Genomic DNA, 14130 nt, shown 5'->3' with positions numbered 1-14130 from the left:
CAGGGGAGCGCCTTCGACCACTCGGCCACCTCTCCGTCGCCGGGATTAGCCGTTTCTGGTCATGCTGATCAAGTCCTTGAGGGCAGCGCGCGCACGGTAACCGCTTCTTCACCATCGCCTTTAACGCGCCCTTACCGGTCATCGGTTAAATGAAATGATCGAATTTGAATGATCAGGACCGTCGATGACCATGGCCCGCGCCGCCCGCACCCTGTCATCGCCGCCGCGCAGTCCGCGCGCCGGCGACGCGCCGCCACGGCGGATTGAAACGGCGTCGCCGGAGGATTGCCGGGCGTTTGAAGACGCGCTGAACGAATCCTCGGCGCCGCGGGTGGACAATTCCAGCCAGCTATTGCGCCAGACCGGTTTCATGGCGGCGGCGCGCACTCTGGATCTTGCCATTCTCTACGCGCTGGCCGCCTCCGGGCTGGCCGCATCTGTCAGCGGGCCGTTCTGGGGCGCGCCATTCTATCTCGCCGCGCCCTGGTTTCTGGCTCCGGCCATGGTCAGCTATATTTTCACGCTCACCGGAATTTATGACTTTCTGAAGTCCAGCAGCCTGTTTGCGCATCTGGCCAAGACCTCCGCGGGATTTGCCCTCGGGGGAGGGCTGGCGGCCCTGTGGATCGCATTTTCAGGCGCGCCTATGCGGCCGGTGATTCTTACGGGCGGCGCTTCGGCTATGGCCCTGCTGGCCGTTCACGCGGCGCTATACCTGACCGCCGCGCATTTGCGCAGCTCCGGCGCCTTGCGGACGAAAGTGGTGATCGTGGGAGCGACGCCCAATGCGCGCGCCTTGATCGAAGCCAACGCGGAAACCGGCGATCTGGACGTAATCGGGGTCTTCGACGACCGCATGGATGAACGCACGCCATCAGTAATTGGCGATGCGCCCGTGATTGGCACGCTTGAAGATATGACAAGCTGGGCGCGTCTGCCGGAAGCGCGCAAGATCATCATCACCGTGACAAGCCACGCCGAGACGCGGGTCCGCCAGCTTGTGTCGCGGCTGGACGCCTTGCCCCAGCGTATTGCGCTGTTCCTGGACGTGGAGGGGACCGATCCCCGCGCCACGACGTTGTCCTGCCTGGCCGACTCTCCGATCGCCTATCTGTCCGGCGGACCGGATCGCCGCAGCGCGGCGGTCGCCAAACGCGCGCAGGATCTGGCGATTGGCGCGCTGGGCCTTCTGGCCGTGGCGCCGGCCATGGCCGTCATCGCACTTCTGATAAAGCTGGATTCACCCGGCCCGGTCTTCTTCCGCCAGTTCCGCCACGGATTCAATAATTCGATTATCGAGGTCTGGAAATTCCGGACCATGCGGCCCGAGGAAGCCTCCCGCCCGACACGGCAGGTGGAAGCGGATGATCCCCGCGTCACGCGCATCGGGCGTTTCCTGCGCAAGACCAGCCTTGATGAGTTGCCGCAGCTTTTCAACGTGTTGCGGGGCGACATGTCGCTGGTCGGACCGCGCCCGCACGCCATCGACATGAAGACGGGCGATGTGGAGTCGCATCGTCTGGTGGCCGAATATGCGCACCGCCACCGGGTGAAGCCCGGGATCACGGGTTGGGCGGCGGTTCATGGCTCCCGCGGGCCGGTTCATACGCCTGAGGCCGTGCGCGAGCGGGTCGCCTATGACATCGAATATATCGAGCGCCAGAATGTCTGGCTGGACCTCTGGATCATGTTGATGACCGTGCCGTGCCTGCTGGGCGACCGGCTGGCGCCGCGCTGAGGCTGAATTCGCCTGTCAGGCGGTCCGGAACTTGCTTCATTCACCCTGTAGGGGAAAAGGACAGGGAATGCTGGGTCGCCACCTTCTGGGATATCTGCCGGTCAATCTCGCCCAGGTCATCGTCGGATTCGGCGGCGTCTGGGCCCTGACACGGCTGTTGGAGACCGGCGAATACGGCCAGTATGCCGTGATCATGGCGGCGATGAGCTTTCTACACGTCCCGCTATTCACGTGGATAGAAGCGGGGGCTGCGCGGTTCTATGCGCGCGCCGCGTCGCGCGGCGAAACGCGATCCCATTTTGCAACGCTTCTGGCGATCTATGCCGCCGTGGCGTTGCCCGCCAGTCTCATTCTGGCTCTGATCACGGTCTTTGCGCCCATGCCGGAAACGATGCGTATGGCGTTCGCTTTCATGGCGGCGTCCATCCTGTTCCGGTCGCTCGTCAAGCTGGTGCTGGAATCCTATCGCGCCGAACACCGGGTGCGGCGCTATGGCCTGACAGAAACGCTGAACCTGCTGGGCGGCTTCGGGCTGGGGCTGGCCTTCATCATGTTCACGCCGCTGCGCGCCGCCGGACCGTTCGCCGGGCTTCTCTGCGCCGCTGTCATTGTTCTGGCGTTCGAAGCGCCGAAGCTGATCAGGCGCGCCGATGCGGCGCCGGACTGGAAGCGCGCCAGAACTTACGCCCTGTATGGCCTGCCCATCTCGCTCTCGCTGATCCTGTCGCATGCCGTGGCGACGTCAGACCGCTTTCTGATCGCCTGGATTCTGGGGGATGCGTCAGTAGGCGTCTATTCCGCCGGCTATGCTCTGGCAGACCGCACGATCGACGTGTTGTTCATCTGGATCGGCCTCGCCGCCGCGCCACTGGCGATCACGGCTTTGGAACAGGGCGGTCGGGACAAGGCGCGCGAAGCGGCCCGCCGCAACGCCATGATGATGGCGCTGGTGGGCGCGCCCGCCGCCATCGGGCTGGGCCTTGTCGCCGATCCGCTGGCGGCGGTGATGACGGGCGAGGCGTTCCGCGATCAGGCGGCGCGAATTATTCCATGGATCGCAATTTCAGGGTTTTTGAACGGCTTCATGGTCTACTACCTCCATGAGGCGTTCATTCTGGCCAAACGCACGCGGATCATTCCGCTGGTGATGATCGCGCCGGCAGTGCTGAACGTTGCGTTGAACCTGATCCTGCTGCCGCGAATGGGCGTCATGGGCGCGGTCGTGGCGACGGTGGCGGCCTATGGTCTTGGCGCTGTTCTCAGTGGTGTCATGGGGCGGCGCTATTTTCCGCTGCCCTTGCCCTGGGGCGAATTTGCCAAGGTGGGTGCGGCGTGCGGCGTGATGGCGCTGGGCGTGTGGCTGGTTCCGGCGTTCGGGGCCGCATTTGTAACGCTTCTGGCCAAGGCGGTGGTCGGCGCAGTGATCTATGCCGCCGCCATCTGGGCCATTGATGCAGGGGAAATCCGGGCGCTTGCGGGCGAAATCATGCCCGGGCGCTTTGGCGTGAAGGAGGCTGCAGCATGAGTGAAATCCGGCTTTCCGTTCTGGTCCCTTTCTACAAGGACGACCCGACGCCGCTGATTGCGGACATGGGGCGCGCGATTCCGCTTTGCGAGCTGGGCGTGGAGCTTGTCCTTTATGATGACGGGACCGCGGACGAAACACTGACCGAAAAGATCGAGAACGCCATTGCCAATTGCGGCTTTCCGGCGCGCCTGGTGACCGAAAAGGCCAATCGCGGCCGGGCCGAGGCGCGCAACGCGCTGGTCAGGGCCGCGAAGGCGGACAAGGTGCTGTTCCTGGACGCCGACATGCGCTTTCCGGACGACGAGTTCCTGTCGCGCTGGACCAGCGCGATTGTCGATCACGATCCGGATATTGCGTTTGGCGGGTTCGAGGCGCCGGACGACGCCTCCGCGCCGCAATACAAGCTTCATCAGGCGTTCTCGCGTTCGGCGGAATGCGCCCCGGCGGTTGTCCGCGCCGAAGACCCCGCGCGGCACCTCTACACGTCCAATCTCCTGGTCCGAAAATCGGTTCTGGCGGCGCAGCCCTTTGATGCGGGTTTCGCGGGCTGGGGATGGGAGGACATGGAGTGGGCGGCCCGTGCGGCGCACCATTTTACCATCCTGCATATCCAGAACCCGGCCATTCATGCCGGACTCGAGACCGAGGAAGGTCTGCTGGACCGCTATCAGAATTCCGGCGCCAACTATGCCCGTTTTGTCAGCCTTCACCCGGATATCGCCGCGCGCATGCCGCTTTACCGCTGGGCAAAGCTGTTGCGCCGCACGCCGGGCCAGCGCGCCTGCCGTCCGGTCCTGTCCCGCATAGTGCGCGCCCCGGCGCCGGTGGATGTCCGCGTCGCGGCGCTGAAGCTCTGGCGCGCCAGCTGGTACGGGGATGCATTGCCGTGAGCGAAGGGGTCTATCAGCCCGCGCGCGGCGTTGGCGCCAAGATAGCCCGGCGCGGCCGCTATGCGCTGGGCCGCAGCCATGCGCTGTGCCGTCCGGCGCGCGGGGTGCTGACGATCTGTTTTGACGACTTTCCCAAGTCGGCTGCCGCCAATGGCGCTCCGGCGCTGGAGGCATTCGGGGCGCGGGGGACGTATTTTGCGTCCGGCGGGTTCGCGGGCGGCCAGGATCATACCGGGCCGATGTTCGATGCCGGGGATGTGATCGGCCTGTCGCGGCGGGGCCACGAAATCGGCTGTCATACCTTCTCTCATCTCGATTGCGCGCAGGCGAGCATCGAGGACGTTATCGCCGATGTCGAACGGAATGCCCGCGCTCTGCAAGCGATGGGGCTGGACAGGAATCTGGAAAGCTTCGCTTTTCCCTATGGCGAAGCGTCGCCGGCGGCCAAACGGGCCCTGGTGCAAAAATTCACGGCGATCCGGGGCGTGCGCGCCGATCTCAATCGCGGTTCATGTGATCGCGGACTGCTGAAGTCAGCCTGCATTGATGGCGGCGAGGCGCAAATCGATCGCGCTACGGATCTGATCGCCGCCGCGGCGCGCAACCCGGCCTGGGTCGTCCTGTTCGCACATGGCGTGGAGCATTCGGAGGGCGACTGGGCTTGTACGCCGGATCAGCTGTGGACATGCCTGCGGGCGGCGCGGGCGGTCGGGCTGGATGTTCTGACCTTCGGTGAAGCCGCGAAAGTCTGCCTGACGCCTCAGGCCGCGCGGCGCGGTCTGGCCAGCTGGTTCACCACCAGCCCGGCGGGCAAGCCGCCGCGGGCTTCGACCTCTTCAGCCAGAACGTGAGCCTGTTCGGCGCTCTTTTCCGTTCCATCGACCACGAAAACAACAGCATCGGCCTCCCCGTAAAGCGCAAACCCGGCGCGTGAGCGTTCGGGCGAGGGGGCGTCGATCACGGCGAGATCCACGACGTCGCGCACGGCTTCCCAGTAGTCATGCGCGGCGCGCACCTTGATTCGCGTGCCCGGAGCGGCCGCTCTGGCGTTGAAGCGGGAGACGAACAGGCGCGAGCGGCCCACGCGGTGCAGCGTCAGCGCCGAATTGGCGTCCGTGTCATTGTCGAATTTCCAGAACGCATCCTTGTTCAGGCTGGCGTCCAGCGGCGCGCCGGGCGGGCCGAACTTGCGCACCATGCCGGGCGCGGCGAAGGCGCGATACTGGCTGTTTGCAAGGAAATCGAGATCATAGAGCCAGACGCCGCGCTGTGACTTGCGGGCGGCCAGCCGGGCAAATTCCCGCGTGATCAGCGACAGTCCGGCATGGCGATTGGGGGCCGTGAACAGAATCACCCAGCCGCGCCCGGTATCGGGGCGCGTGCGTTCCAGACTGTGCACAAGCTGGCTGAGGTCTTCGGTCAGGTCGATCAAGGGCTAAACTCCACGCCGCACAGGCTAGGGCCGCGTGGTTAACGCGATCCTATCGCAACAGTCCGTTCAGGCGGGATTGCGGCGAACCATCGCAAGAACGGGCAGGCGTTCTTTCGGCGGGGCCTCGTAATGATGGACGTGGGTGACGTCTTCCCGATGGGATCCACGGCTGTCGCGGCGTTTGCGCCGCGCCGGCGCGGCGCCCGGCGGGGGCGTCAGGAAGGCGTGCAGAAGACCGGCGACCAGCGCCAGGAACCCGGCGACCAGAAGCACGCCGGCGAAGGCGACCTTCTTGATGCTGTGGCCCTGCGTCGGCGCTTCGGCGGTCTCGACGATGCGGACATTATCGGCGGCGTCGGCGGTCAGGTGGCGCAGGGCGCGGGTCTGTTCCTGCCGCTCGGCCACCTGGTCCAGCGTGGTCTGGATGGCGCGCACGCGGCGGGCCCGGCGCTCATATTCCGGGGCGAGATTTTGCAGGCGCAGCTGTTCGTCGCGGATATCGCGGAGCTGGCCGTTCAGGGCGGTGACGCGCTGGGCGAGGGCGCGCACCTGCGCCTCGGCTTCCAGCCTGTCGCTCTCCAGCGCCTGTCGAATCGGGTTCGGGCCGACGCGGCGCATGCCGGCGCCTTCGCCGCCGCCGGAGGCCAGGAAGCGGCGGAAGCCTTCAATTTGCTGTTCGACTTCACGGACCGGCGTGGCGTCCGGCTTGTAGCGGGTCAGGAGGTCTTGCCGCTCCATTTCCAGTTCGAGAAGCCGTCCGGTCGCATCGTTCTCGACATATTGCTCGATCTCCTGCGGCACGCCGGTCAGATCGCCATTGATGGAGGAAAGCCGGGCGCGCCATTGCGCCAGATCGGCCTCGGCCTGAAGCAGGTCATTGGCGACGCGGGCTTCGCGGTCGCGCAGGGCCTGCCGGGCGCCTTCGAAATCACCAAGGCCGGAATCGCTGAGGAAGACTTCAAGCTCGTTATTCGCTTCCTCCAGTCGGGATTCGTAGAGATCGCGCGGCGTATCCGCATCGGACTCGATTTCGCCCAGAAGAACGTCGCGGCGGTATTGCAGATATTCCTGGATCAGCGTGTTCAGGAATTCGGCGGCGACCTGCGGGTCGTCATGGGTGAAGCTGACATCGATGATCGAGGTGTTGGGCGCGGCGCCGGCGCCCAGATTGGCGCGCACCGTACGGATGGCCGCGCCGAAAATCTCCCGCCGCTCCGACGGGGAGGCTTCAGCATATTCATTGGCGAGTTCCGGATAGATCTCGCGCAGGCCGATTTCGTTGAGAACGCGGGTTTTCAACTGGTCGGCGCGCAGCAGGCCGATTTCGGACTGGATGATCTGTTCCAGATTGAAGCTCTCGCCCCGGCCGCCATCGCCCAGAAGCGGCTGATAGACATAGGCGTCGTCATACCGAACCAGCAGCGAAGCCTTGGCCGTGTAGGATTTTTCCAGCTGCATCACCAGGATGAGCCCCGCCAGCGCCACGATCAGGAAGGTCGCGATCATCAGCCAGCGCTCCCGCCACAGCATCAGGGCGAGCACGCGGTAGCCGTCATTCGCGGGCGGTTGGTTCGAGGCGGACATTCGGGCCTTTCAGAGCCGGATCGGCGGATATTTATCCAAGGCCAGACAATCAGGCCGCCGTGTTTAAATTTTCCTTATCCTTTCGGATTAAGTTTGCGCGCATGAGCCCGCGTTATCTGCTTTTCGCGCCCCTTCTCCTTGCCGGATGCATGTCCGGTCCGGACCGTTATTCCTATCAAGGCGTCCAGCCGCGCCCGGTTGGCGGCGAGGCGATGGTGCGCGGGGCGGGGTCCTCGCGCGCCGCGGCCTTCCAGTCATGGTCGTCGCAGGCGCCGGCCTACCGGCTCTATCCCGGCGACGAGGTGGAAGTCCGGGTGCCGAGCGCGCCGGAGCTGAGCCAGACCGTGACGGTGGCGCCGGACGGCAATGTCCGTTTTCCGCTGGCCGGGACGATCCCGGCGACCGACCGGACGCTGGGCGAATTCGAATCCCTGATGGCGCAGGCTTTGTCGAGCCAGCTGCTTCGGCCGCAGGTCCAAGCCATTCCGGCGAGCTTCGGTTCGCAGCGCGTGCTGGTGCTGGGCGAAGTGGGGCAGCCGGGGCTTTATGATTTGCCGGGGCCGATCGGCGCGCTTGAGGCCGTGGCGATTGCCGGCGGCTTCGAGGATACGGCGAACCGCAGCGAGGTGGGCATCATCCGGCGCGCGCCCGATGGCGGCGCCATGTTGCGCGCCGTGGATCTGAAAGCGTCCCTGAGAGGGGTCGAGGGCGGCGACAGCATTCCGCTACAACGCTTTGATATTGTTTATGTACCGAAGTCCGGGATCGCGGATGCGAACCTGTTCGTGCAGCAATATATCCGCGACCTTCTGCCGTTCAATCTCGGCTTCTCGTACGCGGCGGGCAGCGCCTACAACTAGGCGGTCTTCCAGAAAAGAAGGAAGGAATGGGGCCGCGCCTAGTGGGCGCGGCCGATCGTGCGCGCAGGGCGCGTCGAGAGCCATTCACGCGCGGCCCGCTGGGCTGCGGCGATTTCGTTGGAGGACATTTCCTGAGCCAGTTCGGCGCGGTAGGTCTTCGCGGCGTCATTGCCCATCAGGGCCGCCAGGTTGAACCATTTGTGCGCCTCGACATAGTCGGAGCATTCGCCTTCGCCGGCGGAGTAGATCAGACCCAGCTGATAGAGGTCTTCCCCGCTGGGGTTTCCGGAAAGCGAGCGCGAAGCTTCGCGCATTTCAAAGTCGGTGTAAGCCATTTCACTCATCCCATCGCTGTTTTGCGATTGGCGTTCCGTGCGAGCTTCTCCGGCCCTGTTCATTCGGATCGCCAGTGCGACCGTTTCAACAATTCACGCCCTTTGTTCTCTCCAGGCGCATAGGGAGAATTGAATCGGTCCACTTGAAAAAGAGTTAAGCTTGACAGGGTCCAAAAATATTTTTGCGGATTCTATGGATTGATTCGTTTTTGCGGCTTTTCGGACACAGTTCAGGCCCCGCAGGTCTGTGACCTCGGAGGTGTTTGGTAAGGTGAGGGAAGCGGCGCGCGTTTCGGACGCTGGCCGTATTTATTATTGGATTGCTTTGCGAACCGAAGCTGCGCGCCGCTGACGTTTGAACCTGCCTGAAGTTGGCCTTGCGACCGTTTTTCCTTCGCAGTCCCTTCCGACAGGCCGGAGCGGTCATCGGGCAAGGTCTCCTCCCGCGACACCTCCGGCGCCGTTCCCCGCCCCATGCGACCCGAGCTCATGGTCCCTCGCGGCGGCGAACAGGGAGGAGTATGGCTCAGGTGGAGACCCGGTCTGATATTTCCGTGTTTGTCCCTGCTTTCCGGCCCTTCGAGACGCCGCGCCTTTGGCGCGGCTCCTCAGGGGAAGGGTGATGGAAGGGGCAAGGAAAACAAGAACCTCACATTCCAAGCCTTAGCCTGAGGAGCCCGGGAGGGCGTCTCGAAGGCGAACTCCAGAGAGCGCAAACTTCCTCCGGAAACTCGGCGCTATTTCCGCGCGCGCTGGCCGAAGAGGACCTTCTTGGCGTCTTCGGATTCCTTTGAGCCGTCGTCGAGGCGTTTGCGGAGGTCCTTGCCGAGGGCGCGGCCGCGCTGGACGGCGGGGCGATCGCCGACGCGTTTCAGCCAGGCCTTGAGGTTGGGGAATTCCTCGATGTCCTGCCCCTGGCCTTCGGGCAGGACCCAGGGCCAGATCGCCATGTCGGCGATGGAATAGTCGCCGGCGACGTAGTCGCGGTCCTTCAGGCGCGTATCGAGCACGCCATAGAGGCGATGCACCTCGTCGGTGTAGCGATTGATGCCGTATTCGATCTTTTCGGGCGCGTAATTGCGGAAATGGTGGGCCTGTCCGGCCATGGGGCCGAGGCCGCCCATTTGCCAGAACAGCCATTGTTCGACTTCAACGCGGGCGCGCTCATCCGCGGGATAGAACTGGCCGGTCTTGCGGCCGAGATACTGGAGGATGGCGCCGGATTCGAAGACGCTGACCGGTTTCCCGTCCGGGCCGTCGGGGTCAATGATGGCGGGCATGCGGTTATTGGGGCTGATCTTCAGGAAGTCCGGCTCGAATTGCTCGCCCTTGCCGATATTGACGGGTTTAAGCGTGTAGGGCGTGGCGGTTTCCTCCAGAAAAATGGAGACTTTCCAGCCATTGGGCGTGGGCCAGTAATAAAGTTCGATAGGATCAGCCATGATTCTTCGCGTCTTTCTTTGTTCGCCTGACGTGACCCAAGCAGATAGGAAGGCGCGCCGCGCATGACCACCGCCGAGAGTTCGCAAAATCGTGAAGGCCCGTTGAAGGGCGTGCGCATTGTGGAGTTTGCGGGGATCGGCCCGGCGCCGTTTGCCTGCATGCTGCTGGCCGATCTGGGGGCGGACATTATCCGCGTGGACCGCGCCGGCGCGCCGGACCCGGCGGCGAAAGAAGTGCATCTGCGCGGGCGGCCGACCCTGAAGCTGGACCTGAAAAGCGATGAGGCGCGGCAGACCTGCCTGTCTCTGTGCGGGAAGGCGGATATCCTGATCGAGGGCTTCCGGCCGGGCGTGATGGAGCGTCTGGGGCTGGGACCGGAGGCGGCACTGGCGGCCAATCCGGCGCTTGTTTACGGGCGCATGACCGGCTGGGGGCAGGACGGGCCGCTGGCGCACGCCGCCGGTCATGATCTCAACTATATCGCGCTGACCGGGGCGCTGGACGCCATCGGCACGCCGGAGCGGCCCATGCCCCCGCTGAACCTGGTCGGGGATTTCGGGGGCGGGTCGCTGTACCTGATCATGGGCGTGCTGGCGGCGCTGACCCATGCGCGGACGACCGGCGAGGGGCAGGTGGTGGACGCGGCCATCGTGGACGGGGCGTCCAGCCTGATGGGGATTTTCCACTGGCTGAAGGCGGAGGGGCTGTGGGGCGCAGCGCGGGGTCGGACCCTGCTGGATGGCGGCGCGCCCTTCTATGACGTTTACAAGTGCTCGGACGGGAAGTTCGTCTCCGTCGCCGGGCTGGAGCCGCATTTCTACGCGAAGATGCTGGAGATCATGGGGCTGGAAGACGACCCGGTTCTGGCGCGCCGCGACGATCCGGCGGCGTGGGGCGATGTGAAGGCGCGCCTGGCGGAAATTTTCGCCACGAAGACGCGGGCGGAATGGACGCAATTGCTGGAAGGATCGGATGCGTGCTTTGCGCCGGTGCTGTCGCTGGAAGAGGTTCCGGAACATCCGCATATGAAAGCGCGAGGCAGCGTGGTGGAGCGGGACGGCCAGACCCAGCCCGCGCCCGCGCCGCGGTTTTCACGGACGCCGGGGGAAATCCGCGAGGGCGGGAGCGCGGACGCGGCGATGGAGCGGTGGGGGCTGGGGTAGCGCTTTATTTTGCGCCGACCCTTCGAGACGCCGCTTCGCAGCTCCTTAGGGTGAGGATTTCAGAACTAACAATCCGATCTCTTATGCTGAGGAGCGGGTGAAGCCCGCGTCCCGAAGCAGGTGTCCAGCCTGATTATTCCCCGTGAAACCGCTTGGCGACGCGTTCCAGCGTCAGGCCCTGTACGATGATCGAGAACAGGACGACGGCGTAGCAGGCCAGCAGAAGCGGCTCCTTGTAGGGCGAGGGCGGGAGAGAGAGCGCCAGCGCCACCGAGATGCCGCCATGCAGGCCGCCCCAGGTCATGATGGGGAGGGCGCCTTTGGGGCGATCCTTCATCAAATTGAAGGTGAAGAGCGGCGCGGCGAGCGAGACGAAGCGCACGGCCAGCGCCAGCGGGATGGCCAGCAGGGCGGCGATGAACCAGGAGCCCTGAAAGGTCAGGGCCACGATCTCGAACCCGATGAGGACGAAGAGGATGGAGTTCATGACCTCGTCCACCAGCGTCCAGAACTGAAAAAGATGTTCCTCGGTCTTCGAGCTCATGGCGAACATGCGGCCCTGATTGCCAAGGAACAGGCCCGCCAGCACCACGGCCAGCGGCGCGGAGACGTGCAGGATATGGCCGAGCGAGGCGATGCCGGTGACCAGCGCCAGCGTGATCAGGATCTCCGTCTCGTAATGATCGACATGGCGCATCAGTCCGTAGGAAGCGAGACCGGCCAGAATTCCCAGAACGATGCCGCCGCCGGCCTCCTGAAGGAAGAAGAGCGCGGCGCTCTGCACGGTGACATCGCCCGCGCCGTGATCTCCGCCGCCGCCCGTGGCGACCAGCACGGCGAGGCTGAACACGACGATGGCGACGCCGTCATTGAACAGACTTTCGCCCGTGATCTCGGTTGTGAGCGATTCCGGGAGGCCGAGGCGCTTGAGGATGGCGAGGACCGCGATGGGGTCCGTGGGCGAGATCAAGGCCCCGAACACCAGGCACCATTTCAACGGGATCGCCGCGCCCGCCAGCATAAAGACGCCATACATGCCAAAGCCGATGAGAGCGGTGGAGATGACGACGCCAACCGTGGCGAGGATCAGGACGGACCATTTGCGGCTCATCAGGTCCGGCAGGTTCACCGTCAGCGCGCCGGCAAACAACAGGAAGACCAGCATGCCTTCGAGAATCACCTCCGAAAGTTCGAGGTTTTCCAGGAAGGCGCGGGCGGTCTCCGTGAGGCCAAGGCCGGGCGCGACATGGCTGACCGCTATGATCAGGATGGAGGCCAGCAGCGACACCACGACCAGACCGATCGTGTGCGGCAGCTTGAAAATCTTCACGTTCAGCCAGCCGAAAAGGGCGGTGGCGAGGAAGAGAAGGGCGGCGAAATCTATGAGGACGGAGACGTGCAGCATGGCGCCAAGCTGGCCCGCCCCTGCGAGGGGGTCAACGCGAAATCGAACGGGCCGCTTGCGCGGGGCGCGGGGCGTGTTAAGTCCGCTGGCATGAAACAGACAGGCGCCCGCCATCTCATCGATGCGCTCATCGCGCAGGGATGTAATCGAATTTTCTGTGTTCCCGGCGAATCCTACCTGGCGGCGCTCGACGCGCTGGCCGACCGGAAGGATGCGATCGAGCTGATCGTCTGCCGGCACGAGGCCAGCGCGGCGAACATGGCCGAAGCTCACGGCAAGCTGACCGGGCGGCCGGGCGTGTGCTTTGTCACGCGCGGCCCCGGCGCGACGCAGGCGGCGGTGGGCGTTCATACGGCGCAACAGGATTCGACGCCGATGCTGCTGCTGGTCGGGCAGGTCCGGCGCGAGGACGAGGGGCGCGAGGCGTTTCAGGAGCTGGACTACAACAAGGCGTTCGACGGCATCGCCAAGCTGGGCTTCGAGATCCGCGACGCGGCGCGGGTGCCCGAGCAGATGATGCGGGCCTATGCGGCGGCGACGAACGGGCGGCCCGGCCCGGTCGTGGTGGCGTTCCCCGAGGACATGCTGCGCGATGAAGTCGATGCGGAACCGGCGGCGGCGCTGGTTGAGGCGCGGTCCGAGGTTTCCGACGAGACGGCGCGCGAGGTGGCGGAGGCGTTGAGCGCAGCGGAAAAACCGCTGGTCATGGTCGGCGGACCGGGCTGGAGCCATGAGTCGGCGAAGGCGCTGCACGGGCTGGCCGAAGCGTTCGACGTTCCGGTGATATCCGCCTTCCGGGCCAAGCAGATCATGGACAACACGCATAGCCATTATGTCGGCGAGGCCGGGATCGGCTGTAATCCCGAGCTGATCGCGCGGATGCGGGAATGCGATTTGCTGCTGGTCATCGGGGCGCGGCTGGGGGAGATGACTACCCAGTCCTATGATTTGTTCGAGACGCCCGGCGGGGCGGCGGACAAGCTGATCCACGTACATCCGGGCGGCGAGGAGCTGGGCCGGGTGTATCGCCCGAAACTGGCGATTACGGCGCGCCCGTCCGCTTTCATCGCTGCGCTGGGCAATTTTGCGCCGCAGCCTTCGGACGAGAGCGAATGGCGCACAGCGGCGCGGGCGGACTATGAAAAATGGATCGCGCCGGTGCCGGTGACGGGGGATCTGAACCCGTCAGAGATTTACGCCATGCTGTCCGAGAAGCTGGGGCATGAGGCCGTGCTGACCAACGGGGCGGGGAATTTCGCCGCCTGGCTGCATCGCTTCTACCAGCATCGCTGCTTCCCTTCGCAACTGGCGCCGACCTCCGGCGCGATGGGCTATGGCGTGCCGGCGGCGATTGCGGCGAAGCTGGAATATCCAGACCGGCCGGTCATTGGCGTGGCCGGGGACGGCGATTTCATGATGGCGGTGGCGGAGCTGGCCACGGCGGTTCGTTATGGCGTCAATGTTGTATTTCTTGTATTTGATAACGGGACTTACGGCACAATTCGCATGCACCAGGCGAAGACTTATCCGGGCCGTGTCAGCGGCACAGAGCTGACCAATCCGGACTTCAAGGCGATGGCCGAATCCTTCGGCGCGGCGGGTTTCCGCGTGCGAACGACCAAGGATTTCGAGGCTGCGTTCGACAAGGCGCTGGGCTGCGGCAAGCCGGCGCTGATCCACATTATCCAGTCGCTTGAGGACATCGCGCCCGGAAAGCGGCTGTCCGAGATGGAAAGCTGAAGGAGACCCTCA

Annotated in this window: 12 protein-coding genes; 7 read left to right on the top strand and 5 right to left on the bottom strand. The window is 64.7% G+C overall.

What is annotated here, in order from left to right:
• Window positions 1-184 precede the first annotated feature (184 nt).
• From L338_RS09345 to L338_RS16525, 4 genes are all read left to right on the top strand, one after another.
• Complete coding sequence (locus tag L338_RS09345; RefSeq protein WP_022698113.1) at window positions 185-1738, top strand: exopolysaccharide biosynthesis polyprenyl glycosylphosphotransferase; 1554 nt, start codon at window positions 185-187, stop codon at window positions 1736-1738.
• A 67-nt stretch (window positions 1739-1805) separates the two neighbouring features.
• Window positions 1806-3263 carry a lipopolysaccharide biosynthesis protein gene (locus L338_RS09340; RefSeq protein WP_022698112.1) on the top strand — a complete coding sequence of 486 codons (1458 nt, stop codon included), beginning with the start codon at window positions 1806-1808 and terminating at the stop codon, window positions 3261-3263.
• Complete coding sequence (locus tag L338_RS09335; RefSeq protein ID WP_022698111.1) at window positions 3260-4156, top strand: glycosyltransferase family 2 protein; 897 nt, start codon at window positions 3260-3262, stop codon at window positions 4154-4156. The genes L338_RS09340 and L338_RS09335 overlap by 4 nt, the downstream gene beginning before the upstream one ends.
• Window positions 4153-5007 (top strand): polysaccharide deacetylase family protein, encoded by an 855-nt coding sequence (locus L338_RS16525; RefSeq protein WP_022698110.1) that lies wholly within the window; start codon window positions 4153-4155, stop codon window positions 5005-5007. The genes L338_RS09335 and L338_RS16525 overlap by 4 nt, the downstream gene beginning before the upstream one ends.
• On the opposite strand, the gene L338_RS09325 is transcribed toward L338_RS16525, so the two are convergent.
• Both L338_RS09325 and L338_RS09320 read right to left on the bottom strand, forming a co-directional pair.
• A complete protein-coding gene (locus L338_RS09325; RefSeq protein ID WP_022698109.1) occupies window positions 4917-5588 on the bottom strand; it encodes a P-loop NTPase family protein in 672 nt (223 codons plus the stop codon). The genes L338_RS16525 and L338_RS09325 overlap by 91 nt on opposite strands.
• 66 nt (window positions 5589-5654) lie before the next feature.
• Window positions 5655-7172 carry a GumC family protein gene (locus L338_RS09320; protein WP_022698108.1) on the bottom strand — a complete coding sequence of 506 codons (1518 nt, stop codon included), beginning with the start codon at window positions 7170-7172 and terminating at the stop codon, window positions 5655-5657.
• 101 nt (window positions 7173-7273) lie between these two features.
• On the opposite strand from L338_RS09320, the gene L338_RS09315 reads away from it, so the two are divergent.
• Complete coding sequence (locus L338_RS09315; RefSeq protein WP_051122748.1) at window positions 7274-8032, top strand: polysaccharide biosynthesis/export family protein; 759 nt, start codon at window positions 7274-7276, stop codon at window positions 8030-8032.
• A gap of 38 nt (window positions 8033-8070) precedes the next feature.
• On the opposite strand, the gene L338_RS09310 is transcribed toward L338_RS09315, so the two are convergent.
• Window positions 8071-8367, bottom strand: coding sequence for an SEL1-like repeat protein (locus tag L338_RS09310; protein WP_022698106.1), 297 nt, complete (start codon window positions 8365-8367; stop codon window positions 8071-8073).
• Window positions 8368-9104: 737 nt separating this feature from the next.
• Window positions 9105-9809, bottom strand: a complete 705-nt coding sequence (locus L338_RS09305) for a glutathione S-transferase N-terminal domain-containing protein (RefSeq protein ID WP_022698105.1) — start codon at window positions 9807-9809, stop codon at window positions 9105-9107.
• A gap of 63 nt (window positions 9810-9872) precedes the next feature.
• Between L338_RS09305 and L338_RS09300 the strand changes: the two genes are divergently transcribed.
• The gene (locus L338_RS09300) at window positions 9873-10973 is read left to right on the top strand and encodes a CaiB/BaiF CoA transferase family protein (protein ID WP_022698104.1); all 1101 of its coding nucleotides are present in this window, start codon (window positions 9873-9875) and stop codon (window positions 10971-10973) included.
• 133 nt (window positions 10974-11106) lie between these two features.
• Here the strand turns inward: L338_RS09300 and L338_RS09295 are convergent, their stop codons facing one another.
• Window positions 11107-12378 carry a cation:proton antiporter gene (locus L338_RS09295; RefSeq protein WP_022698103.1) on the bottom strand — a complete coding sequence of 424 codons (1272 nt, stop codon included), beginning with the start codon at window positions 12376-12378 and terminating at the stop codon, window positions 11107-11109.
• Between the two features lie 90 nt (window positions 12379-12468).
• On the opposite strand from L338_RS09295, the gene L338_RS09290 reads away from it, so the two are divergent.
• The gene (locus L338_RS09290) at window positions 12469-14118 is read left to right on the top strand and encodes a thiamine pyrophosphate-dependent enzyme (protein ID WP_022698102.1); all 1650 of its coding nucleotides are present in this window, start codon (window positions 12469-12471) and stop codon (window positions 14116-14118) included.
• Window positions 14119-14130: the final 12 nt, after the last annotated feature.

It is taken from the genome of Euryhalocaulis caribicus (assembly GCF_000412185.1).
Classification (GTDB): domain Bacteria; phylum Pseudomonadota; class Alphaproteobacteria; order Caulobacterales; family Maricaulaceae; genus Euryhalocaulis; species Euryhalocaulis caribicus.
The sequence above is the reverse complement of the archived record's forward strand: the minus strand, read 5'-3'. Positions and strand labels throughout refer to the sequence as shown.